At 41.2% G+C, this 23,819-nt stretch carries 27 protein-coding genes; 10 read left to right on the top strand and 17 right to left on the bottom strand.

Annotated elements, in window-relative coordinates; all coding sequences use genetic code 11:
* Window positions 1-46: 46 nt before the first annotated feature.
* Window positions 47-946, bottom strand: a complete 900-nt coding sequence (locus tag IRQ78_RS02250) for an EamA family transporter (RefSeq protein WP_194441231.1) — start codon at window positions 944-946, stop codon at window positions 47-49.
* Between the two features lie 101 nt (window positions 947-1,047).
* Here IRQ78_RS02250 and IRQ78_RS02245 point away from each other — a divergent pair, with 101 nt between their 5' ends.
* A complete protein-coding gene (locus tag IRQ78_RS02245; RefSeq protein ID WP_194441230.1) occupies window positions 1,048-1,947 on the top strand; it encodes a LysR family transcriptional regulator in 900 nt (299 codons plus the stop codon).
* A gap of 127 nt (window positions 1,948-2,074) precedes the next feature.
* Here IRQ78_RS02245 and IRQ78_RS02240 read toward each other — a convergent pair whose 3' ends face one another.
* Entirely contained in the window at window positions 2,075-2,437 is a 363-nt protein-coding gene (locus tag IRQ78_RS02240) for a MerR family transcriptional regulator (protein ID WP_194441229.1), read from the bottom strand.
* Window positions 2,438-2,511: 74 nt separating this feature from the next.
* Here IRQ78_RS02240 and IRQ78_RS02235 point away from each other — a divergent pair, with 74 nt between their 5' ends.
* The gene (locus IRQ78_RS02235; protein ID WP_194441228.1) at window positions 2,512-3,396 is read left to right on the top strand and encodes an alpha/beta hydrolase family protein; all 885 of its coding nucleotides are present in this window, start codon (window positions 2,512-2,514) and stop codon (window positions 3,394-3,396) included.
* Window positions 3,371-3,772: a hypothetical protein gene (locus tag IRQ78_RS02230; protein WP_194441227.1), complete on the top strand. Its 402-nt coding sequence runs from the start codon at window positions 3,371-3,373 to the stop codon at window positions 3,770-3,772. Before IRQ78_RS02235 ends, IRQ78_RS02230 begins: the two co-directional genes overlap by 26 nt.
* Window positions 3,773-3,821: 49 nt before the next feature.
* Here the strand turns inward: IRQ78_RS02230 and IRQ78_RS02225 are convergent, their stop codons facing one another.
* The 8 genes from IRQ78_RS02225 to IRQ78_RS02190 all read right to left on the bottom strand — a co-directional run bounded on the left by IRQ78_RS02225 (window position 3,822) and on the right by IRQ78_RS02190 (window position 10,360).
* Entirely contained in the window at window positions 3,822-3,959 is a 138-nt protein-coding gene (locus tag IRQ78_RS02225; protein WP_228482479.1) for a hypothetical protein, read from the bottom strand.
* Between the two features lie 5 nt (window positions 3,960-3,964).
* Complete coding sequence (locus IRQ78_RS02220) at window positions 3,965-4,504, bottom strand: GNAT family N-acetyltransferase (RefSeq protein WP_194441226.1); 540 nt, start codon at window positions 4,502-4,504, stop codon at window positions 3,965-3,967.
* Window positions 4,501-5,682, bottom strand: a complete 1,182-nt coding sequence (locus tag IRQ78_RS02215) for a MerR family transcriptional regulator (protein ID WP_194441225.1) — start codon at window positions 5,680-5,682, stop codon at window positions 4,501-4,503. The genes IRQ78_RS02220 and IRQ78_RS02215 overlap by 4 nt, the downstream gene beginning before the upstream one ends.
* A 140-nt stretch (window positions 5,683-5,822) precedes the next feature.
* A complete protein-coding gene (gene arsJ / locus IRQ78_RS02210; RefSeq protein ID WP_194441224.1) occupies window positions 5,823-7,031 on the bottom strand; it encodes an organoarsenical effux MFS transporter ArsJ in 1,209 nt (402 codons plus the stop codon).
* A gap of 5 nt (window positions 7,032-7,036) precedes the next feature.
* Window positions 7,037-8,047, bottom strand: coding sequence for an ArsJ-associated glyceraldehyde-3-phosphate dehydrogenase (locus IRQ78_RS02205; protein WP_194441223.1), 1,011 nt, complete (start codon window positions 8,045-8,047; stop codon window positions 7,037-7,039).
* A gap of 2 nt (window positions 8,048-8,049) precedes the next feature.
* Window positions 8,050-8,550, bottom strand: a complete 501-nt coding sequence (locus IRQ78_RS02200; protein WP_194441222.1) for a phosphatase domain-containing putative toxin — start codon at window positions 8,548-8,550, stop codon at window positions 8,050-8,052.
* A 13-nt stretch (window positions 8,551-8,563) separates the two neighbouring features.
* Window positions 8,564-9,586 carry an ACR3 family arsenite efflux transporter gene (gene arsB / locus IRQ78_RS02195; protein ID WP_194441221.1) on the bottom strand — a complete coding sequence of 341 codons (1,023 nt, stop codon included), beginning with the start codon at window positions 9,584-9,586 and terminating at the stop codon, window positions 8,564-8,566.
* 9 nt (window positions 9,587-9,595) lie between these two features.
* The gene (locus IRQ78_RS02190; RefSeq protein ID WP_138617921.1) at window positions 9,596-10,360 is read right to left on the bottom strand and encodes a metalloregulator ArsR/SmtB family transcription factor; all 765 of its coding nucleotides are present in this window, start codon (window positions 10,358-10,360) and stop codon (window positions 9,596-9,598) included.
* Between the two features lie 176 nt (window positions 10,361-10,536).
* On the opposite strand from IRQ78_RS02190, the gene IRQ78_RS02185 reads away from it, so the two are divergent.
* Genes IRQ78_RS02185 through IRQ78_RS20555 form a run of 3 tightly spaced genes read left to right on the top strand, consistent with a single transcriptional unit; the run spans window position 10,537 to window position 12,319 of the window.
* The gene (locus tag IRQ78_RS02185; protein ID WP_138617924.1) at window positions 10,537-11,319 is read left to right on the top strand and encodes an SDR family NAD(P)-dependent oxidoreductase; all 783 of its coding nucleotides are present in this window, start codon (window positions 10,537-10,539) and stop codon (window positions 11,317-11,319) included.
* Window position 11,320: 1 nt separating this feature from the next.
* The gene (locus IRQ78_RS02180; protein WP_228482478.1) at window positions 11,321-11,998 is read left to right on the top strand and encodes an AraC family transcriptional regulator ligand-binding domain-containing protein; all 678 of its coding nucleotides are present in this window, start codon (window positions 11,321-11,323) and stop codon (window positions 11,996-11,998) included.
* A gap of 30 nt (window positions 11,999-12,028) precedes the next feature.
* Window positions 12,029-12,319, top strand: coding sequence for a helix-turn-helix transcriptional regulator (locus IRQ78_RS20555; protein ID WP_228482477.1), 291 nt, complete (start codon window positions 12,029-12,031; stop codon window positions 12,317-12,319).
* 110 nt (window positions 12,320-12,429) lie between these two features.
* Here the strand turns inward: IRQ78_RS20555 and IRQ78_RS02175 are convergent, their stop codons facing one another.
* From IRQ78_RS02175 to IRQ78_RS02165, 3 genes are all read right to left on the bottom strand, one after another.
* On the bottom strand, window positions 12,430-12,651 hold the full coding sequence (locus IRQ78_RS02175) for a hypothetical protein (RefSeq protein ID WP_194441220.1): 222 nt from the start codon (window positions 12,649-12,651) through the stop codon (window positions 12,430-12,432).
* Between the two features lie 79 nt (window positions 12,652-12,730).
* Complete coding sequence (locus IRQ78_RS02170) at window positions 12,731-13,831, bottom strand: alkene reductase (RefSeq protein ID WP_194441219.1); 1,101 nt, start codon at window positions 13,829-13,831, stop codon at window positions 12,731-12,733.
* 11 nt (window positions 13,832-13,842) lie between these two features.
* The gene (locus tag IRQ78_RS02165) at window positions 13,843-14,259 is read right to left on the bottom strand and encodes a VOC family protein (RefSeq protein WP_166338370.1); all 417 of its coding nucleotides are present in this window, start codon (window positions 14,257-14,259) and stop codon (window positions 13,843-13,845) included.
* A gap of 97 nt (window positions 14,260-14,356) precedes the next feature.
* Between IRQ78_RS02165 and IRQ78_RS02160 the strand changes: the two genes are divergently transcribed.
* Window positions 14,357-15,268: a LysR family transcriptional regulator gene (locus IRQ78_RS02160; protein ID WP_171043833.1), complete on the top strand. Its 912-nt coding sequence runs from the start codon at window positions 14,357-14,359 to the stop codon at window positions 15,266-15,268.
* Window positions 15,269-15,307: 39 nt separating this feature from the next.
* On the opposite strand, the gene IRQ78_RS02155 is transcribed toward IRQ78_RS02160, so the two are convergent.
* The 3 genes from IRQ78_RS02155 to IRQ78_RS02145 form a co-directional block, all read right to left on the bottom strand.
* Complete coding sequence (locus tag IRQ78_RS02155) at window positions 15,308-17,269, bottom strand: TonB-dependent receptor plug domain-containing protein (RefSeq protein WP_194441218.1); 1,962 nt, start codon at window positions 17,267-17,269, stop codon at window positions 15,308-15,310.
* A gap of 499 nt (window positions 17,270-17,768) precedes the next feature.
* A complete protein-coding gene (locus tag IRQ78_RS02150; protein WP_194441217.1) occupies window positions 17,769-18,905 on the bottom strand; it encodes a serine hydrolase domain-containing protein in 1,137 nt (378 codons plus the stop codon).
* A 130-nt stretch (window positions 18,906-19,035) separates the two neighbouring features.
* A complete protein-coding gene (locus IRQ78_RS02145) occupies window positions 19,036-19,845 on the bottom strand; it encodes a sulfite exporter TauE/SafE family protein (RefSeq protein ID WP_187489903.1) in 810 nt (269 codons plus the stop codon).
* A 375-nt stretch (window positions 19,846-20,220) separates the two neighbouring features.
* Between IRQ78_RS02145 and IRQ78_RS02140 the strand changes: the two genes are divergently transcribed.
* From IRQ78_RS02140 to IRQ78_RS02130, 3 genes are all read left to right on the top strand, one after another.
* The gene (locus IRQ78_RS02140) at window positions 20,221-21,198 is read left to right on the top strand and encodes a DUF1852 domain-containing protein (protein ID WP_194441216.1); all 978 of its coding nucleotides are present in this window, start codon (window positions 20,221-20,223) and stop codon (window positions 21,196-21,198) included.
* 11 nt (window positions 21,199-21,209) lie between these two features.
* Window positions 21,210-22,247, top strand: a complete 1,038-nt coding sequence (locus IRQ78_RS02135; protein WP_194441215.1) for a methionine synthase — start codon at window positions 21,210-21,212, stop codon at window positions 22,245-22,247.
* A 685-nt stretch (window positions 22,248-22,932) separates the two neighbouring features.
* On the top strand, window positions 22,933-23,268 hold the full coding sequence (locus IRQ78_RS02130) for a hypothetical protein (RefSeq protein ID WP_054553487.1): 336 nt from the start codon (window positions 22,933-22,935) through the stop codon (window positions 23,266-23,268).
* Between the two features lie 34 nt (window positions 23,269-23,302).
* Here IRQ78_RS02130 and IRQ78_RS02125 read toward each other — a convergent pair whose 3' ends face one another.
* Complete coding sequence (locus tag IRQ78_RS02125; RefSeq protein ID WP_194441214.1) at window positions 23,303-23,779, bottom strand: hypothetical protein; 477 nt, start codon at window positions 23,777-23,779, stop codon at window positions 23,303-23,305.
* Window positions 23,780-23,819: the final 40 nt, after the last annotated feature.

Raw genomic sequence — 23,819 nt, 5'->3', positions numbered from 1 at the left:
TTTTGTTGCTCAGTAAGTTACAAGAAAACAATAATAAAAGCGAAACTTAACTGCGATTTCGCTTTGTTTGCATTAAACAAGCAATAACAATAAAACTAATCCCAACTAATTGCTGCCCATTTACCGGGCTATCTAGAATGGTTAACTGAAGAAGGTATGAAAACACCACTGACGTATAAATCAGCGGCGCTAGTTCAGAGCCGGTAGTAACTAGTTTATATGCAGAGCTTCTAAAGTATTGCGTAGCACTACTAAATACCGCTAATAACACTAATAAGCCTAATAATAACCAAGCACTCTCAACCACCAAGCTGCCTGCTGCGAGCTCAGCATTTAGCCCACCAATAAACAGCGGCAGAATGAAAAATAGCGTACTGAATAGTGCTGCAATTAAAAAGCAAAAACCATTGGCAACCAGAACCGGGGTTTTCTCTTTACTAATTTGAAATAAACACAATTGCGAGCAAGCATTAAAAAAGCCAGCCGCCAGACCAATTAATAGCTCCCAACGTAACGTAATCCCTTGGTCGGTCATACTTTGAATGATCAGCCCTATCATCATTAACAACAAAGTCGGCACGACAAACAAGTCGATTTCTCGCTTATACACCACACTTTCAAGCAGTGGGATAAACAAAGGCCCAGTGCTAAACAACACAACCGCCTCAATTAACGTAAGTTTGTAAAGCGCTAAAATAAAAAAACCTTGGCACAAGGTGATAAAAACAGCGCGTAGCATCACATTTTTTAATGCAGAAAAACTAACATAATTCCAAAACCGTGCTCGCGCCGTTGCTAACATTAAACAACCAGGTAAGAGCAACCTTAAGAATAACAGTAAAATAATTGGCAGCATGGGGGTTAACAGCTGGGTAACCAGTCCATTCAGTGCTAGAGTGAGGGTAGATAGCAGCATTAACGCACTAGAGCGGTGACTAATATTCATTTACATTGTTTATAAAGCGAGTAGATGACACTCACGATACGCTCTGCTGAAATTATAAAAAAGCGAATAAAACCGCATTAATATGTAAGAAAAACTAACATATGAAACACAATATCCCGCTCAAATCCTTATACAGTTTCATTGCTGTTGCAGAGACTGGCAGCATGGTTAAAGCCGCAGATTCAATTCACGTTAGTCACTCGGCTATCAGCCAAGCTATCAAGTCTCTTGAACAACAGCTTGAGGTAAGACTGTTCGATAGGGTTGGCAGACAAGTGTATTTAAATGATGCTGGGAAACTTTATTATCAGCGCGTTTCGCCCGCCGTTCAGGCCATCATTTCAGCAAGCGAAGAGGTTAAAAATAAAGACAAAGATCATCATTCAATTTCACTCAACATGGTGAACTCTTTGGCATTACATTGGTGGATACCACGAGTTGATAAGCTACAAAATTGTTATGCTGAGTTAGATATTCGCTTATCAAACTTTGTAGGTGATGTTGATCTCGAAAGACGCAATATCGATATGGCTATTTTTCAAGGCGATCCGCAAAATTGGCAAAAGTACCACTGTGAGAAATTAGCAGATGATGAACTTGTTTTAGTTTGCAGCCCGTCATTATTAAAGTCAGAAACTACAAACAACATCAATGAACTATTAAACCGCTTTCCCGCCATTCAAGTGCTTAATGCACGCAGAAACAATAACTGGCAGATTTGGGCAGAGCATAACCACATTACCTGCCCTAAAGCACAAAAAAACCGCTCTTTTGAAACCACAGCTCAAGCATTGCAAGCTGTAACGAGAGAACTTGGTCTACTGGTTACCCATAAGCAATTTGTTTTAGAAAAGCTCGAATATGGCGAATTAGTGCAGCTAGGCAATGCAGTAATCCATCCGCAGCAGTCATTTTTCTATGCCTGCAAAGCTGACAAATTAAAACATACCAGCATTCAACAATTGATTGCATGGCTAAAAAATGAATTTTTAGCAAGTTAGCAAAATTGTAGCGGCGATTTTATATCGCGTAGAATTGATTGCTTTACATTGAATCATTTATATAGCTCCAGCAATAAAGGCCAATTAAAAACTATCGTATTAAAAGCTAGTTATATGCCAAACGTGATTAGCTTAACTTATCTTTATACTCACACATGCCTTTTAAAGCATGGTCGATTAAGGTTTTTATGTTCATAAGCTCAGTGATTTTGGCGTCTATTTCTTTACTTTTTTCAATCAATTTGGTGGCCATAGCTTGCTGAGTTAAGTTGTTTTTGCCAAGTAGCTGTGTGAGATCTTTTATCTCTTTTAAAGTGAAGCCTAGGTTTTTAGCCATTGTGATCATGTTGAGCTGCTCAACTGTTTTTTCACTATAAATACGATAGCCATTCACATCTCTTGAAGGTGGCGGGATCAACTGCTCTTTTTCATAAAAACGAATGGTGTCTTTTGTGAGGCCGGTTAATTGCGTGACTTGCTTGGTTTTCATAAAAATACGCTTGACTGTAGAGTAAGCTCCACAGTTTATGCTCAACGCATTCTTCTATCAATACTAATAAAAAAATGAATACATCGATTAGTGTTAAAACAGCCGATAACGTCACTTTAAGTGGCACTCATTTTGCGGCCAACAACCCTAAAGCAACGGTGCTATTAAACCCAGGTACAGCAACAAAAACCACCTACTATTTACCGTTTGCGGAGTTCTTAGTCAGCCAAGGTTTCGATGTGGTTGTTTGGAATTACCGTGGCTTTTGCGAATCGAAAACAAGCCAGTTAAAAGGCTGTAGTTATCAATATTCAGACATTGGCCGCTTTGATATGCCTGCCATGATTGATAAAGCTAAAAGCATCAATCCAACTCTGCCACTTTATTGCGTTGGTCATAGTGCTGGCGGTCAGCAAATAGGTTTAGCTGCTAATTACCAAAAGCTTGATGCCCTTGTTGCGGTTGCAGTTTCTGCCGGATACTTTGGTTATATGCCAACCGGTTACCGTATTAAAGCTAACTTCTTCTTTCGTTTATTTTCGCCGATTACGGGGGCATTATTTAAATACGTGCCCGCTAAAAAAATGAATTTTATGGAAGACTTACCCGTTGGCTTTACGCGTGAATGGTCAGCGTGGTGTAGAGAAAAGCAGTTGTTTTTCTCGAATAAATTTTACGGTAAATCGATTGCCGAAGGTACCTATAAAAACTTTGATATTCCTACCTATGTCTTTACCGCTGACGATGATGAAATCTGTACCGAGCAAAACGTGCATAACTTTTGGCGCAATGTAACCAGCAAACACCCAATTGCTTTTAAGCGTTATCAATCTGCACAATTACCCGCTAAAAAAGTAGGCCACTTTGGCTATTTCAGAAAACATAATCAAGCAATTTGGCATGACATATTAACCGCGTTAAATGAGACTCATAATGCAAAACAAAGCAGTGCTATTTAAACAACACGCTCGTTTACTCTTTATTGTACTCGCGAACTTTATCGCCAGTATTTTGCATTATGTGCACAATATTATGTATTTTGAGCACTATCCTGAACCTGATTGGCTTGCAGCAAACGTGGTCGACTACTTTTGGTTTATCATGACTTTTGTTGGCTTATATGCGCTGCTCTGTTTAGCTAAGCAACGCATTAAACACGCCATGTGGCTGCTCTATCTTTATGCTGCGATGAACATGTTATCGGTACTGCATTATGCGGTTGATAGCAATAACGTTATGACAACCGCAATGCATGTATTAATTTGGCTAGAAACCGTTGTTGCTATTTGGCTCATTATTTTCGTTGCAAAAACACGCTTAGAAACATCCAACTAGCGGTCACTCTTGAGTCTTTTTAATTGACCTATTTTGCTTTTGAACAGTATTAACCATTTTTGAAAACGACCTCTGTTTTGTGATGCTCAACAACACGTCCTAAATGGCTGTTTTCCAGCTCATCTAAACTCAACTGTTGTTGAAAGAAAGGTCGCATGCCTAATTCTATCAGTGATGGTGTTTGCATAATGTTTACCAAAGCGCAGGGTTATCGAGTGGTTTTAGGCAACTTGGCTTACCAATAATTGGCAAAATTTCGTCATCTAAAACCGGTTTAGCTAGCCAGCCTTTTGGATAAGATAAGTTATGAGGTGCCTGAATAATTTCTTCACTCACAACAGAAAACCCGACTTTTCCATAAAAGTTGATATCACCATAGGTCATCACTAGGCTAACATTTTGTTCAGCTAACTTATCACAGCCAAATTGTATCAGCTTTTGTCCGATGCCTTGTCCTTGATAATCCGTTGCCACTGCAACAGGTGAGAGTAAAAACACCTCTTTAGCGTGCGCAAACTGTAAACGCGACAGCACTATAGCGCCCACGATCCGTTGCTCATCTGTCGCGACAAACACATATAAATCAGTTGATGGATATGGCTCAGCTAAAAAGTCAGTGACTAAACGGGCAACTTGCTCGCCTTCTTGTATTGACTCTGATGCACTAAATGTTGCCAAGTAAAGCGCAATAATCTCGTTTTTTTGGCTCTGTTCGTAAATTGAAAAATTCACTTAGACTCCTTAAGTTTTAAAATAAAATAGTGATAAGTAAAGTTTTGTCCAGTCTCATTTTCGTAAAGAGCAATTTCTGTTTGTATGTCTTTTACAGCTTGAGACTCACTTATCGATGGCGCTAACTCAGCAAGGCGCGCCTTAAGTGGTTGCCAATAGTTTTGCCAAGCTTGCTGATCCAGCGAAAACTGCTCTATAAGCTCATATCCAAGCTCATCAAATAAAGCAACGCGGCTTTCGATTGATTGCATATCTGGGTAATTCGCTTGCCAGTACTCTTTAACCGCCATTTCAGGCTGGCTGTTAAGCCAAACTAAATCACTGACCACAATCACCCCATCACGGCGAAGAAACGGTTTCCAGCTTGACAGTGCGCTTTGCATACCCATGACATATACACACCCTTCAGCCCAAATAACATCGAATGAACTTGCTTTAAAAGGCAGCGCAGTCATCGATGCGCACGTCAAAGACACATGCTCAGCCAATTGCTCTTCGAGCAATCGCTCCTGTAAATAAGCAAGTGCCGATGACTCATTATCTAAAGCCGTGATCTTGGCATCAGTTTGCTTGGCTATTAGTAATGTTGATAAGCCTTTACCACAGCCAATTTCTAAAATTTGGTTGGCATTGTTAGGAACAGCAGCAAAAGCTTTTAATGTGGCTTCTTCGCTACCAGGTCCCCATCGCTCTAATGGCTCAAACACAGTCATAAAATCGTGCATGTAGCTTTCATGGTCACTCATATCTTTTGATAACCAACGAAGCCGCAATGCCTCTTTTTCTGTGTATCCTTGCTTTAACAACCAATTTAAATGTGCACTTGGCGCACGCTTATTCAGCTCATCATGTAAGTGTTTTTGAGAGCGTTCGCCAAGCAAACTCAGTAATAAATCTTTGGCTTGTAACTTAGCGGTAATTTCAGCTTCAAGTTGCGCTAAGCGCTGTTGCAAAATCGCTTTATCTAGCTCTACATCTAAACAGCTCTGACATTCTTTTAAGGTTAACCCCGCGCTTTGTAACTGCTGGATCAAAACCAAGCGTTGTAAATCAGCCTCGCTGTAATAGCGATAACCATTTGCAAGCCTGCGGCCCTGAATGATTTTAAGCTTCTCGTAATACAACACAGCCGTGCGCGACAAACCCAGCTTTGCAGCTAACTCTGAAATTAAATACATGATGAAATAGGCCTATAAGGCTTTTGAATACAATAAGTATGAAGTGTAAAGCTGTAGACAGGTCAAATATTTTTGCAAAATAATTTAAGAAAATAAGGTAAGCAAGAAAGCTTACCTTTATAGGGCGTGTTTAGATTCAACTAAATTTGTTTTGGCAATTTAGTCGATATAAGGGCGGTAATTACAATAAATAACAGTGAGATAGCTAAACAAGCTGCTAAGCCATAAATTTGAAACACTAAGCCCGACAACACAGTGCCAATTAAGCGACCCATGGCATTAGCCATATAGTAAAACCCAACATCAAGTGATACGCCATCGGCGTCAGCCATGCTCACAATCAAGTAGCTGTGCAAAGATGAGTTAATCGCGAATAACACACCAAATAACATCAACCCGCCTATCAGCATTGGTTTTACAGCCCACTCAAAGCCAATAGCAAGGGCAATGGCTAAGGTGACTACAGCAAGCAAGGATGCCCACTTAACTGTTTCTGCGCTTGGTGATGTTTGCTTATTGAGCTTAATGATTTTAGGAGCAAAAGATTGCACAGCCCCATAACCAATGACCCAACTAGCTAAGAAGGCACCCACAGTCCAGTGATCCCAATCAAAGGCTTGTGATAAAAACACCGGAAGTGCAACTACAAACCAAACATCACGCGCACCAAACAAAAACAATCTCGCGGCCGACAAGATATTGATTGAACTACTCTTTGAAAATATCTCGTTAAACTTAGGTTTGTTTTTAGCTTTGCCTAAATCATTTTTAAGTGCATAAATACTAAAACACCACACCACCAGCAAGGTGGCAGCCATGGTTAGCATTGCGCCTTTAAACGACATTAATGTCAGTAGTAAGCCACCTAAAAAGAAGCCCACACCTTTTAAGGCGTTTTTAGAGCCTGTTAGTATCGCTACCCATTTAAACAAGGTGCCTTCTTGGCCACTGGCAACCAGCATTTTAATTGAGCTTTTAGCGCTCATTTTATTGAGATCTTTGGCAATGCCCGACAGCGCTTGCGCTAACATCACATAGGCAACACTCAGCCATTCAGGGGGGACTGCCAACATGAACAAGGCCACAACCTGTATGGCAAGGCCAATGTTCATGGTCTTGTTTAAACCAAGCCTTGCGCCTAAATAGCCGCCCACTAAGTTAGTGACAACACCAAAAATCTCATAAAACAAAAACAGCATGGCAATACTCAAAGGCGAGTAGCCAAGCGCATGAAAATGCAGTACCACCAACATTCTCAATGCGCCATCTGTAAGCGTAAATGCCCAGTAATTCCCAGTGACAATTAAGTACTGCTTTATATCAGCGGGAAGATTAGCCAAACGCGTCATTGCTTTTAACCTTTAAGTGATCGCGCAACTTTACGGGCAAGTTCGGCAGTGCGGTTTGCGTAACCCCATTCGTTATCGTACCAAACATACAGCTTAACTTGTGTCTCGTTGACAACCATGGTTGATAGCGCATCAACAATGCTTGAGCGTGGATCAGTTTTGTAATCGATAGAAACAAGTGGCTTTTCTTCATAGCCCAAAATGCCTTTTAGCTCACCTGCTGCGGCTTCTTGCATCCATAGGTTAATTTGCTCAGCGGTAGTTGGCTTTTCAACTTCAAACACACAGTCTGTGATTGATGCATTTGCTAAAGGCACACGAACCGCGTGGCCGTTTAATTTGCCTTTAAGTTCAGGGAAAATATGTGTGATCGCCGTTGCAGAGCCGGTTGTAGTTGGAATTAAGCTCATGCCACATGCGCGAGCACGGCGTAAATCTTTATGGGGCGCATCTAAGATAGTTTGCGTGTTAGTAATATCGTGAATAGTGGTCATTGAACCATGTTTGATACCAATTTTTTCTTGCAGAACTTTAACCACAGGCGCTAAACAGTTGGTAGTGCATGATGCTGCTGTAACAATTTCATGCTGCTGTACATCATATAAATCATCGTTTACACCCATTACAACGTTCAACACGCCGTCTTCTTTTACAGGCGCAGTGACAACAACTTTTTTCACACCTTGATCAAGATAAGCTTGCAGTAATTCGGTTTTTTTCATTTTACCTGAGGCTTCAATAACAATATCGCAACCAGACCAATCAGTGTCTGCAATCGCTTTATTTTGCGTAACGTTAATTTCGTGGCCATCGATAATCACAGCATTGTCGTTACTTTCAACCTCATGAGGCCAAATACCGTGTACCGAATCATATTTTAGTAAGTGAGCCAGTGTAGCTGCATCACCCGCTGGGTCATTAATTTGCACAAACTCAACGTCATCCCATGCAAACGCTGCTCTTAGCGATAAACGACCCATACGGCCAAAACCATTAATGCCTACTTTAATTGCCATTGTTAAGCTCCTACTTTTTGAAAATTGTCGAAAAATGAACGTTGTACTGGGTTATGCAACGATTTAGGGCGAATAGCCTGCACTTGAGTAACTATGTCGTTTTTAGCATAGCCAAGCTCATGCATTAATAAACCAATAACTAAGCCTGTACGGCCTGAGCCGCCTTTACAATGTACAGCCACGCTACCACCGCTTTTTATGATGGCAAGAATGTCGTTAAGGTGTTTGTTGAAAGCGAGACTAAACGCTTCGTTTGGCGCGTCATCATCCAAAATAGGTAACTGAAACCAGCTAAGGCCGGCTTGCTCACATTCGATTGCAAGCTGCTGCGCCCCATTTTTAACAAGCTCTTCATCGTACATTAGCGTAATAATGGCTTTTGCACCTGCCGCTTTTAACTCAGCAACAGACTGTGATAAGCCAACGCCTTTTGTGCCAGGGCAAGGGGTAAAAATAAATGCCCCAGTTTCTAGCTGTAAAATATCAAATGGATGTGATTGCATTATGATTCCCCAATTACTCTTTAAACCAATGTGTAGTTTTATTAACGATTGCAACCAACGACAGCATCACAGGTACTTCGACCAACACCCCAACAACGGTTGCTAATGCTGCACCCGAGTGCAAACCAAATAATGAAATAGCCACTGCGACCGCTAACTCAAAAAAGTTAGAAGTACCAATTAAACACGCTGGCCCTGCAATGTTGTGCTTAAGCCTAAGCTTTAACGCAATGAAATAGGTGATTGCAAAAATACCGTAGGTTTGCAAAACAAGCGGAATGGCAATCAGTACAATGTTAAGCGGTTGGGCTAAAATCGTGTTCGCCTGAAACCCAAATAGCAAGACCACTGTGGCCAGTAAACCAATAACTGAGTAAGGTTTAACTTTCTCTAAAAATGACTGCACAGCAGCTTCATTTTGCGCTGAATTATTAAGAGCTTTGCGTGTTAATACCCCGGCAATGAATGGTAGCAATACATACAACACAACCGAAATCATCAGTGTAAGCCAAGGCACATGAATATCAGATACACCCAGCAACAACCCCGCAATAGGTGCAAAGGCAAAAATCATAATGATGTCGTTCACAGATACTTGCACTAAGGTATAATTTGCATCGCCTTTGGTTAGTTGTGACCACACAAACACCATTGCCGTACAAGGTGCAACACCGAGTAAAATCATGCCTGCAATATATTCTTGCGCCGTTTCAGGGCTAACAAAATCAGCAAATAACCCTTCAAAAAATAACCAACCTAATGCGGCCATTGAAAACGGTTTGATAAGCCAGTTAATGATTAAAGTGAGCATCAGCCCTTTTGGATTCTTACCGACTTCTTTAATCGTTGAAAAATCAACTTGCACCATCATCGGGTAGATCATTACCCAAATAAACAGTGCAACAACAATGTTGACATGCGCCACTTCGGCTTTCGCTATTAGCTCAAATAAAGGCGGAAACATCACCCCAAGCGCCACACCGATGGCGATAGCAGCAGCAACCCACACAGATAAATATCGTTCAAAAACACCCATTTTTAGTCCTTAATTGCAGCAACGAGCAACACGGGTTGGGCGATCATCGCCCATCGCATTTAGCCTTGCTAACTCGTTTTCTATGAAATTTGGTTCGTTTACCACGGTCGAGGTAATTGTTTGTTTCATCCACATAGGTAGAGTCGGGTTTAAAGAGTAAAACACCCATTGCTGGTGTTTTCTATCCGACAAAATGCCCTGTTTTTTAAGTTGCGCTAAATGCCTTGAAACCTTTGGTTGGCTCTGCTCGTTAAGTGCCGTCATTAGTTCGCATACGCAAACCTCTTGCTCAACGGCGATAAGCAATAAGCTTTTTAAACGAATATCATCTGCAAGCGCTTTATAAAATGTGGTTGGCGAAATCGATGCTGGTTTTTCTTTGTTATGGGATTGCACAAACTGTTTGATTCGCTCATTGAGCTCTTGCAACGTTTTTTCAAAAGCGTGAGGTTCAGGACGCGTTTTAGGATCAACAAAGTCCCAGCCTAAACAATGTGTGCCATCAACACGATTTGCACATTCTTTTGCTGCCTTGTCGCACAATGTAATTACATAATCAAAATGCAGGTTAGTTACATCATTTAAGTGCTTTGAGTGTAAGTCATCGGTTTTTAGGCCAAAATGCTCAATCGTAGCAAGCGTGCGAGGGTCTACCGCATAAGGTTCTGTGCCCGCACTAAACACCTCAAACTCACCTTTACCATGATGTTTAAGCAACGCCTCAGCCATAATTGATCGGGCTGAATTTTCTGTACATAAAAAGAGAACTTTCACGACTCACTCCATAACAATTTGGTTATATAATATTTTTGTTATATAGAATTTGCAAGCTGAATTTTATAAATGGCGCGTTTTGCAATAACGATGGCGCGATCTGATGTCATGTGACACCAAAAGATGGCCTACCATGCATATAACAAAACAACAGCTCAAATTAATGGAGTACAAATATGACATCAACAGCATTGATCACTGGCGCCTCAAACGGGATTGGTTTAGAACTTGCGCATATTCACGCACAGCATGGCGATAATTTAGTGCTGGTAGCTCGTTCAGAAGACAAACTGAATGATCTTAAACAACAGCTTGAATCAAAACACAACGTAAAGGTTACAGTTATTGCAGCCGATTTATCTAAGTCAGATTCAGCTGAGTATGTTTTTACACGTACTGAGGCACTTGGTTTGCACATAGATATTTTGGTGAATAATGCCGGCATTGGCGGACATGGCAAGTTTCATGAGCGTGATCTCAGTGCAGAACAAACGATGATGCAACTTAATATTGTGACATTAACAAACCTAAGCCACTATTACTTACAAGGCATGGTTGAGCGAAATCGTGGCAAAATTTTAAATATTTCGTCTACAGCTTCCTTTATGCCCGGCCCACTGCAAGCGGTATATTATGCAACGAAAGCGTTTGTGACTTCATTCAGTCAAGCAATTGCAGAAGAAGTAAAAGATAAAAACATTACGGTCACCGCGTTATGCCCAGGAACAGTAGCAACAGGCTTTGTTGAAGCAGGTGATCTACAAGGGGTAGATGCTTGGAAGAATGCTAAATCAGCGCATTCTGTGGCACTGTGTGGTTACAAGGCAATGCAAAAAGGTCAGTTAATTGCTTTTAATGAAGCGCCGCTTAAATTTATGCTCAATTGGGTGATCCCTTTATTGCCTCGCAAAACTGTGTTAAAAATTTCTCGTCAGTTTATGGAAAAAAGCGGAAACTAATATGAAACGAGCCAGCAAGTTTTTGATCCCTCCCAACTGGCAAGTATTACTCAATGATTTAGAAATCAACCTAGAAGAGGCACTGGCTTATGCCCAGTTGCCTTCAGGTTTATTTTCTCAAGATAAAGTATACTTAACGCCCGCTCAATACTTCCAATTATGGCAGGGTGTAGAGACAGCAGCAAACGGCATTGAGTTACCCTTAAAACTTGCCGAAGTCATGACAATAGAATCATTTGACGTACCAATTTTTGCCGCGATTTGTAGCCCAAACTTAAATGCTGCTTTAGCGAGGTTACAACAGTACAAACCACTAATTGGCCCTATGGAGCTAGCACTTGAAATTACCAACACTCATACAAAAGCCCAAGTAAGCTGTTATGGTTTTATTGATACGCTGCCCAAGTGCTACAGCTTGGCTGAACTGGTATTTTTTACACAACTCACTCGCCTTGCTACTCGAAAACAAATTAACCCTGTTACGGTTATTGTGCCAGAGCTACCTGAAAAGCTCATGGAATACGAAGCCTACTTTGGTTGCCCGTTGAAAGTGGGGAGTACCCCTAGCGTGACATTTTTAGCAGAAGATGCAAAAGCGCCATTTTTAACCAGTAATCAGGTGATGTTGTCATGCTTTGATGGAGATTTAAAACGTAAGCTGCAAGATGTTATCAGCTAACAAAGCCTTACTGATAAGGTATCAAGTATTTTGTTTAAATCCCTACCTCAAGGGCAAAGTAACATTGAGCATATTGCCTCAGAGCTGGCACTCAGCAAACGCTCTCTACAACGAAAACTAACAGCTGAAAAGCAAAGTTATCAAAAAGTCTTACAACAAGTACGAGAAGATCTTGCACAGCACTACTTAATGCAAACTGAGTTACCAATTATCGAAATCGCCTTTTTACTCGGTTTTAGCGAAACAAATTCGTTTGTTCGCGCATACAGTAGTTGGACGGGCGTTTCTCCCGCCCATAAGCGCACACAAGTGAGACACTAGTTTTTTGTTAAGCCAACTAAAAGCCTAGCTAAAGGCTGCTTAACAATAGCAGCCTTACTGGACACACCATAACCGATACGTAAAAGCTAATGTTTCTGCCTTAAATCTCTTTAAAATTCAGTTTCTGTTTTAACTGGATTGCAACGCGTTATAACTTCAGTTTTGCCAACTTTTTCAGGTTCATCAGAGCTATAAATCGTGGTGTTATAGCTTCGATCTATTTCCCCTGGGCAGTGATGTTCTGCGATTACTACATCCTCAAACTCACCCGTTTGCTGCTGTGAGGCGCAACCAGATAAAAGTAGTGCAATAAAGGTTACGGTGTATTTCATAACAAATCCTCTGTAAAAGTACGGGGCTGATTTTTTGGCACATTGTCTTGGCGTAACATCCATTTTGCTATGTCATCATTTATTCCCCCTGAAATACTGGATAGTCTGTGTAACCTTGCTCATCACCACCAAATAAAGTAGTAGGATCTGATATTTCATTTAGAGGTAAATTGTGCTCTAAGCGATAAGGTAAATCTGGATTTGCAATAAACTTTCTGCCAAATGCAACATAGTCAACTAAGCCTTCACCAATGAGTTTATCGGCCTTTGCTAATGTGTAGTTTCCTGCCACCACAATTTTTCCATTAAAGATTTCACGTAATTTAACTCTAAACTCATCGGTTACGAAGGGAGCATCATCCCAATCAGCTTCCGCTAAATGCAGATAAGCAATGCCAAGTTCATCAAACTTTTTAGCTAAATATAGAATGACATCGATTGCTTGCGGATCATCCATGCCTCTTTGTGTAATAAAAGGTGCTAATCGAATAGCCGTTTTTTCTGGGCCGATAGCTTGACTAATTGCAGTAATGATTTGCAGCGCGAACTTTGCTCTATTTTCAATATTACCGCCGTATTCGTCACTACGTTTATTTGATGTTTGTCTTAGAAATTGATCAATTAAATAGCCATTACCTGCATGTACCTCAACGCCATCAAATCCTGCTTCAATCGCATTTAAAGCAGCTTGTTTATAGTCTTGAACGATGCCCTTTATTTCATTGGTCGATAATTCACGTGGTGTAGGACAATCAAGCATTTGGCCTTCGCCATTTTCATCAACCACCCACACTTGCGCATTTGGGGCAATAGCACTTGGCGCAACCGGCAAGCCGTCTGGATGAAAGACACTATGCGACATTCTGCCAACATGCCATAACTGAGAAAAAATGAGTCCATTGTGCTGATGAACGACTTGCGTTACTTTGCGCCATCCGTTGATTTGCTCTTCAGTATAAATCCCGGGGGTAAATGAGTAGCCCTTTCCTTGTGCAGAAATTTGCGTCGCCTCTGATATTATAAAACCCGCACTGGCTCGTTGCGCATAATATTCTGCCATTAGACTTGTCGGAATATCACCTGGTTGAGCCGTACGTGAACGGGTCATAGGAGCCATTACTATTTTATTTGCGGTTTTATGATGACCAATTTGGTCTGGATTAAATACTCTATTTTTCATGTGTGTACCTTTTAAATAAGCTCGCTGCGTGTAAATAAAATTTCTATTTTTAAGCCATCAGGCCCTTGAATAAACACTTGATGCTCATTCGCTGCCGGCACTTCCCGCTCAACGAATGGTATTGAAGTTGCTTTTAGCCGTGCTTTAACTTCTTGATAATCAGTTGCAAAGAAAGCAAGGTGGTCAACCGTTGATAAGCCAACTGCTTCTGTTGATACCGAAGCTTGGCTTAAGTAATCAGATTGCGATTCATTTATGCCAAACTTAGCTGCTATATGAATGCATGGCGTATCCAAGTCGTCATATAACCAAACACCATCAAAACCAAATGCTGGCCTTGGCCCCTTTTTAAGGCCTAACGACGACTCTAAAAACTGAGCCATGTGCTGGATATTCGTTGCTAAAAGCAGAGCGTGATTAAGCTGCATTTCTATCTCCTTCAAGTGATGAAATGAGTTTAACTATTTTGACTAAATTTATAATTAGCCTTAGAGTTAAATCAGTATTCATTAAAACTGAAGAATAATGTCAAAAATTGATGATATGGCGCTTTTTGTTCACGTTGTAAAAGCGGGAGGGTTAGCCGCTGCGGGAAGAAAATTGGGACTTTCGCCTGCAAGCATGACAGCACGAATTAATAAAATTGAGCAAAATTACGATACGCGATTATTAACGCGTAATACGCGCAGTATTGCCTTAACAGATGCAGGCGAACGTTTTTATAGTGGCTGTTTAAGAGTATTAGCAGAAGTCGAAAATACTGAAAACATACTTCAAGAGTCACAACAAAGCCTAAGAGGCCAGCTAAAACTCTCTGCAACATCTGACTTTGGTCGCCAGTTTGTTGCACCCGCATTAGCAGAATTCATCAATAACCACCCAAATGTTAAACCGCATTTAGTACTGACAGATGGGGTCACCAATATTGTTGAGGAAGGTATTGATCTGGCATTTAGATTCGGCAATTTGCCTGATAGTAACTTGATTAGCCGCCCGCTATGTAATAACCGCCGTGTGCTATGCGCCTCACCTAGCTATATAAAATCGTTTGGTTTGCCAAGACATCCTGAAGATTTAAAAAATCATCGTTGCCTTGTACTTGAGCGACTTGGGCAACCGCTAAATGACTGGCATTTTGAGGTAGATAACACGCACTTTTCTATCAAAGTAGCTCCCCACCTTTCATGCTCAGACGGTGAGGTGATAAGACGCTGGGCAAATCAAGGCCATGGCATAGCCTTAAAATCATACATTGATATCAAAAATGACCTCAAAACAGGCGACCTTATTTTGATACTAGATGAGTATGTTCGAGGCTTTAGCCACAGCGATAAAAAAAGTGTCGGCCTACAGGTGATATATCCGAGCAGGCAATTTCAACCTCGGCAAGTGAAAGCGTTTATAGAGTTTTTTGAGTGTTGGTTTAAAAATAAGTAAGCCGCCCAACAAAGTATGAGCGGCTTGGGTATTTATTAATTAACCACCAAATTGAATTCGCATGCCTGCATTAACGGTAAAACCGTCATTTCGAGACCATATATCAGTTGTCCAGCGTCCACTTGCAGCTTGCTCAGGCAAGGTGAGCGGATGTTCTTTTGTTTGACGAACGTTAAGTAAGTTCTCTGCGTTTACAAACCAGCTTACGTTGCCCGTGGTTATTTGACCTAACAGCCCCAAATGCCAATATGGTTTGCTTCGTTCAAGGTAAGGGTTGTCTTCAAGATGCTGAGTACCAGTATAATAGGCTTCAAAACCAACTAGATGACTGCCATGCTCCTCCCACATTACAACCAGCCCAGCCGAGTGCTCTGGTGTTAGAGTGAGTTTTTCGCGACCATACCCTGCCTGATTTTGCTTCGTTGCATCGGTATATAAATAGCTGCCGGTAAACTTAATATCATGCCAGCGATAGCGCATTAAAAACTCTGCGCCTCTGATTTGTGTTTGCCCTTGGCTGTTTACAAGTCGAACGGCTTTTTCACTGCCAACTTGAGAGGCTTCAAGCTCTGTAACATGCTCAATATTTGATGAAAACAACGTTATGCTGGTTTCTAAATTACCAGCAATGTAGCTAATATCGAATGAAGCTGTATCTGCTTGCTCTGCTTGTAAGTCATTAATGGGCTCAAGCTGTGATAAACCGACCTCATCAATTTCTTCAATAAAAGGAGTTGGTGCAAAATACCCTTTGCCATATGCACCTCTAAATAGCCAGTTTTCTGGATTATAGAGTACAGAAAGTCGAGGACTAAATTGATTGCCATACTCACTGTGATCATCTGCACGAGCACTCACTGACATTGATAAATCATCCGTTGCTTGATAATCAATTTGTGAAAACAGTCCTGGCACCTCATAACGATAGTCAAACGCCGAAAATGTCTGTGAGGAAAATTGCTCTGTTTGATAAGCAACACCTACCAACCAAGCAGTATTGTGCAAATAACTAGATACACTCGATTCAAGTAAATAACTATTATGCTTATCTTTTTCAAATACATGACCGTACTGGTGATCATGATCTTGTTCCATTGCTGAGCCACGAACATTTAAATCAAGTTCTTCAGCTAATGCTTGATCATAAACAAAACCTAAGTCTGTTCTGAGTGTATCTTGCTGCTGCACAAATGGCAGACCATCAGGCATTAAAGCCCCAGCTTCTGTGCCACCTTTACGCTGTTCTTTCATCCCTCCAAGTGTAACGTAGAGGTTTTCTCCATTTTCGCCTTGATAGTAAAGCCTAGGCCTTGCAGTGATCCGTTCATACTGTGCCATATCTATCCAACCATCATCATCCAGATCCTGTTTTGCTTGATGATGAATGCCCGCCGTCAGAGAGCTTGCGAACGACTCATTGATCGGCGCCGATAAATAGGTTGTTACATCTTGACCATCTTTAGATGTCGCATTGAGCAATACCTCGCCGCCAAACTCGTCGGCAGGTGTTCGCGAAATTAAGTTAATTACACCACCAAGTGCTGAACCACCATATAAAGATGAGGCAGAACCTTTAATTATTTCAACGTTTGCAAGGTCAGTAGGTGGAATTTGTAAAAGGCCAATCGAAGCCGTTTGCCCACCATAAAGCGGCAAGCCATCGCTTAGTAACTGGGTATATCGACCATACAAACCTTGCAAACGAATATTCGCGCTGCCTAGTGATGGTGATGTTGTTTGCACCCTAACCCCCCCTGTTTCAGCAACTAACATCGAAATATTTCCAGGCCGCATTAATGCCTTTTCTTGAACTTCTTCACCGTTAATAATCTCAGTGCGAGTAGCTGATTCTGTCACAATACGCCCTAAACGTGACGCTCTGACCTGAATTCGCTCGATACTTTTTTCTTCATGATGATGTTCATCTTCATGTGCACTTGTATAACCAGCCGATGGCAATAGCAGTGTAACCGCGGCTAATTTAAATAGTCTTTGACGCATTTTTACCTCTTAGAATGCTTATTGTAATGACAAATAAATTTTCATTAACCAGCACCTATAGGCGAGCAAATGCCAACTTATAGGTTTTGGTTAAGAGGTAAAAATGGGTGGGCGATATAATTGCCGTGCAATTAAGTTGGGGGGTTGTTGCTGATCACTGAATCGAAAACCAGCAAAATAGGGCAGCTTAATTTTTTTAACTTCAAGGTCTAAATACAAGATTGGTGAGCATAAACTTGCTATGCAAGAACACCCTAATTCACAGCAATCGATATTGCAGCAATCATTAGTTTCACTCGGGCTGATTTGGATGGTTGCGCTATCAAGTGCAGCGAGCTGATAAATATCTTCACTTTCACAAGGTAACTCAGACGGCGACGCAATAACCTGCCCTACAAAAGAGAGCAAAACACACATTATCACCAACCAAGTTGAACAAAGCTTAGACATTTAATTTAAATCTGAAATAAGTTACGGGTCATTGTAACACTCATTGCGCTTATTTTGCTTGTAATGTTAAGTAGTCACTCATCACTTTTTCAAGCTGGGCATAGTCTTTTTGCTGAGTAACAGCTCCTGCGACCACCACCTGCGTTGTTGGCTCATACATCACCAAAGTGCCCCAAAAGCCACCATGTTGATAAACCAAAGTGCCGTTATATTCTTTTGCAAATACACCTAAACGATAAGGGCTACCTGCAGGTAAGCCTTTATTAGAGAGCATCAGTTTGAGCGTTTCTGGGTGTTTGAAGACCTTACCTGAAAATAAAGCCTGATAAAATTTAGCCATACCGATTGGACTGGCAACAAGCCCACCGCCACCATATAAATCGACAGTTGGACTCCAATTAAAGGTGTCGGTGCCGTGCAAGTATTGATGCACGCGTCGCGAATCATCCACAGCAACTGAATCACCACGTTCCCAGATCACATTTTCAATATGATTTTTGTCAAAACCTAAGTACTTTCGAACCGCTTCAGGCAAGGGTAAATCTGTCACTCTTTCAATAATATGGCCGAGTAACACATATCCGGTATCTGAATATGAAAAAAGCTCGCCAGGTTTGCCAACTGGGTCGCCCCACTCTACACACCCTTTAATTTGCTCGCGCATCGTAATATCTTGCTGCGGATTTGCCATTATGCCAGCTAAATACTGATCGCTTTGAGCGTGATCGTATAGCCCTGCTGTATGACTCAGCACTTGCTTAAGCGTCATTTTATCAAGGACATAGCCATCGCTTTCAAGAAGCGCAAAAAAGTCGTCAGAAATTAACTTATCAAGTGTTGTATCAAGGTTTAATTTACCTTCTTCCTGCAAACGTAGCACCGTTGCTGCAGTGAAGGTTTTAGTCACGCTGGCAATTCTAAATAAACTGTTTGGGTTAATAACTTGCGGCGCATTTTCTTTACTTTGCTTTGCCGTTGAAAAAGCATGTCCATCATCAACAATCACATGAAGTGCAAAATCTGTAAGCGGTGTTTGTTGGTTTGCATTGAGAATTTGGCCCATTAAAGCGTGATGAGTTTCGAGTGACTTTGTAGGCTCAGCAGTCACAGGTAAAGCCAACATTGATAGAGCAACAAATAAAGCGCTTAGCGTTTTTTTACTTGCTAGAGAGCACCGACGATCCATAACAGGTTCCTTAAAAAATGAATCCTTTATTAGCGCCTAAAGCCAAAATAAGCGCGCAGTTAAGCAGCCTAATTACTACTTAACTGACATTAACAAACCGTTTTTGCGTTGTCGAATTAATAAGTTAACACTATTTTGTAAGCATATTCACAGCCATAATAACCAACAGCCCAGCAAATATTTTTTTAATAGTAGAGACGGGTAAATGATGCGTTGCTTTTGCACCTAATGGTGCGGTAAACCACGAAGTACAAACAATACCAAACAAGGCAGGCAAATAAACAAATCCAGCAAAGCCCTCTTTTAATGTAAAGTACTGACTGCCTGAGCTGATGTAACCCACAGAGCCAAATAGCGCAATGACAATACCGCACGCCGAAGCACAGCCAATGGCTTTTTTCATATCAACCGAGAAAAACGTCAGTAGCGGCACAAGTACCGCACCACCGCCAATACCTATCATGGCAGATAGACCCCCTGTGATGGATGTATAAAGTGTCAAAAGGCCTTTATTAGGTAGCGTTCGTGATGTTTGGCTATCGTTTTTACTGCTGAAAATCATTTTTAATGCAATAAGCACCACACTCACAGCGAATACAATTCGCACCACATTTGCGGGTAATAGCGAAGCCAAAAAGCCACTGATAAGTGCGCCTAGTGCAACCCCTGTCATTACCCACGGAGCCAATTGCCAAGGCACATTACCATTTTTGTGGTGAGCGATAGCTGATGACGTTGAAGTAAAAAGAATTGAGGCGAGCGATGTAGCAATCGCCACCAGCACCACTTGCTCTGCGGGTAACACCTGAAAATACAGCAAGATCATGCTTAATATAGGCACGATCACTAGGCCTCCACCAATTCCTAACAGCCCAGCTAAAAAGCCAACCCCGCTACCAAGTATGGCGCAAGCGATAATAAGCACGATTAATTCATTCATTGTATTTGTCTGTGTTGTTGGTTTAGGGAGACGAGTATAACAACAATAAAGTACGGGGTTGCTCTCAAAAGTCCTGTTAACTAGTGAATATTACTCACGTTTTATATGAAATTACTGCAACTCCAACAAACCGATTTAGAAATCCAGACGTCCAAATTAGCTTTGAAGCATTTTTTCACTATCCCTTCCTAAATGTTTTACTAAAACAGCAAATATTCATGAATCTGTCTCATGTTTTACCTGAAATAAAAACGTTTTTCTTCATGATAGTAAGAACGTATAAATAGATACCCAAGCCACCTCAAGGTTAATGACCTAGCTATTTAAGGAAGGTGAGCAGCAATCATTTATCTCAGGACTTTTGGATACATTGCCATGAACAACGATTTCAGATTTACAATTAAAAGCATTAGCCTCGACGAAAATTATCATCCGTCAAATAGCACGCGACTGACTACAAACTTTGCAAACCTAGCTCGCGGTGAAAGTCGCCAGCAGAATTTACGTAACGCCTTAAAAATGATTGATAGTCGCTTTAATGCGCTAGCAAACTGGGATAACCCGCAAGGCAACCGCTACTCAGTAGAGCTTGAGATCATTTCTGTTGATTTAGAAATTGCACAAAGCGCAGAGGCATTCCCGTCAATTGAAGTACTAAAAACTAATATCATTGATCACCAAACTAATGAACGTATCGAAGGTATTGTTGGTAATAACTTTTCATCTTACGTGCGCGATTATGATTTTAGCGTCCTGCTGCTTGATCATAACAAAGCAAAAAGCGAATTTAGCATTCCCGAAAACTTTGGTGACTTACACGGAAAACTCTTTAAATACTTTATTGACTCAGAAACTTACAAACAGCACTTTAAAAAGCCACCGGTTATTTGTTTAAGCGTGTCTGATAACAAAACGTACCACCGCACAGAAAACCAACACCCAATTTTAGGTGCTGAATACCAACCAAATGAGTCGTCATTAACCGAGCAATACTTTAAAAAAATGGGCTTGCAGGTGCGCTATTTTATGCCACCAAACACAGTTGCTCCGCTGGCGTTTTATTTCTTTGGTGACTTGCTGAACGATTACACCAACTTAGAGTTGATCAGCACGATTAGCACCATGGAAACATTCCAGAAAATCTACCGTCCAGAAATTTATAACGCCAATGCTGTGGCGGGTAGTTGCTATCAACCAAATTTAAGAAACGCCGATCACTCTATTACGCAAATCGTTTACGACCGTGAAGAGCGCAGCCGACTGGCGATTGCACAAGGTAAATTTACAGAGCAACACTTTATTAAGCCTTATCAATCAGTACTTGAAAAATGGTCTGCCAACTACGCAATTTAATGAGATTAAAAATGAAAAAATTATTACCAACATCAACAGCTGGCAGCTTACCAAAACCAGCTTGGCTTGCTGAGCCTGAAACCTTATGGTCACCTTGGAAATTGCAAGGTGCAGAACTTATCGACGGCAAACAAGACGCACTGCGTGTTGCCTTACAAGAGCAGCAACAAGCTGGCGTTGATATCGTGAGCGACGGCGAGCAAACCCGCCAACACTTTGTAACGACCTTTATCGAACACTTAAATGGCGTTGATTTTGAGAACCGTAAAACAGTGACCATTCGTAATCGTTACGAAGCCAGTGTACCAAGTGTGATTGGCCCGGTGTCACGCAGCAAACCCGTGTTTGTTGAAGACGCCAAGTTTTTACGTTCGCAAACCAAGCAACCTATAAAATGGGCGTTGCCAGGGCCTATGACCATGATTGACACCTTGTATGACGCCCACTATCAAAGCCGTGAACAACTAGCATGGGAATTTGCCAAAATCCTCAATCAAGAGGCGAAAGAACTCGAAGCTGCGGGTGTTGATATTATTCAATTTGATGAGCCTGCGTTTAATGTGTTTTTTGATGATGTTAATGACTGGGGCATTAAGTGCCTCGAAAGAGCAATCGAAGGCTTAAAATGCGAAACCGCCGTGCACATTTGCTACGGCTATGGCATCAAAGCCAACACTGATTGGAAACAAACACTGGGCAATGAATGGCGTCAATATGAAGAAGTATTCCCAAAACTTCAAAAATCGAATATCGATATTATTTCACTTGAGTGCCACAACTCTCGCGTGCCCATTGAGCTATTAGCACTCATACGCGGAAAAAAAGTGATGGTTGGTGCTATTGATGTAGCAAGCAATGAAATTGAAACCCCTGAAGAGGTCGCACAAACATTACGCGAAGCCCTGAAATACGTTGATGCCGACAAGCTTTACCCATGCACAAACTGCGGTATGGCTCCCCTCCCTCGCCACATAGCAAGCGCCAAACTCAGTGCGCTAAGTAAAGGTGCAGAGATTGTAAGAGGCGAGGTTTTAGGGGCGAGGAGCTAGGCTTTAAGCTCTAGGCTCTAGGCTCTACGAGTAGTTAGCGAGTAACTAGGGGAAAGAGGAAAGTTGCGAGGTGCGAGGTTCGAGAGACGAGGTGCGCATCTCCCTCGAGCCTTGTCGCCATAAATGGCGACCTACATGGTAGATCGGGCTTTAGCCCGTCAGATTTTAAATTTAGTCTGAACCTGCTTGTGTAGCAGCGATTTCACATCGCGTTTATGATTTTATTATTGAGCAAGTAAGTTAGCGAGTTACTAGGGTCAAGTTACGAGGTGCGCATCTCCCTCGAGCCTTGTCGCCATAAATGGCGACCTACATGGTAGGTCGGGCTTTAGCCCGTCAGATTTTAAATTTAGTCTGAACCTGCTTGTGTAGCAGCGATTTCACATCGCGTTTTACCTCACCCATCACCCCTCGTTTCTCATTTCTCGTTTCTCGTTTCTCGTTTCTCGTTTCTCGTAAAAATTTATCAATGCCACAGCATAAAGCCGATGCTACAACGTAGGCGTGAAACGTGTATCGCGCATCCTATCCTCTATCAACTAACTACTGCCCACCCCCTAATACTATTAAATCAACCCATTCAGAAAGAGTTAATCCAAAAGATGCAAAATTGGATTGGCTAAATTAATTACTTTTTGCTAGTTTTATTTGTACCCAATGGAAGGGCAAAGATTAAAGGATTAATATGAACGAATTTGATATTTTCATCAGAAATATTGTCTTAGATTGTATTCGCGAACAAGGCACCTGCAGTGATATTTGCGAAGAAGACGAACAGTTAACTTTTTATGTTGATATTGAAAACCACGATAACGTGATATCGCGCAAACAGTTTAAAGTGACTTATCCTATTAGCTACTCTATTCAATCGGCACTCAAGCATGAAACTGATCTGCTTAGATATTTAGACTCTGGCGAAATCAGAACGCCCTTTACAACTGATATTATCGAAGTACTCAAATCTGAGTTACAGGCCTTTATGTTCAGCAACAAACCACGTGGTGAATATCATATTTGCTAATTCTTGATTTATAGCCTGGTGACAAATTATCAGGCTATAACTTAATTAACTCACCATTATAAATACTGTAGCGTAACGTGGTTTTCTTGCTGGGACAGCAACGAGGATCATTTTCATCATATGTACGTAATTGTATGACAAGCTCTTCGCCTACCTTTTTTGTACTTTTTACAACTCCGTTAAAAGAAATAGACGACAATTCGCTATAACCGTCATTTTGTACCTCAATAAGAGTCAGCTTCTCTAACCAAACATTGCCTGCTTGATAAGTCCAAAATATAGAGACTCTGCCATCAATATGCTCATAAAAACGCTTTAACCGGCCAACTTCATCATCAGAGACTAACTCTGGAAAATGATCTTTATATTGGTTTTGAATAAACGCATCAACTTGCTGCTGTATTTGCTGCTCGGTGGCATACCCTGTTAAAGATACAAATAGTGCTATTAAACCAAAACTTTTCAACCCAAACCGAGAGTTCTTTAATCTATATTTTTTAAATGAGCTCATAATTCACTCTAATGATTTATACACTTTTTGATAAAAATCG

It is taken from the genome of Pseudoalteromonas simplex, from assembly GCF_015278155.1.
Lineage (GTDB): Bacteria > Pseudomonadota > Gammaproteobacteria > Enterobacterales > Alteromonadaceae > Pseudoalteromonas > Pseudoalteromonas simplex.
Note: the sequence above shows the minus strand (reverse complement) of the source record. Positions and strands in the feature narration are given on the sequence as shown.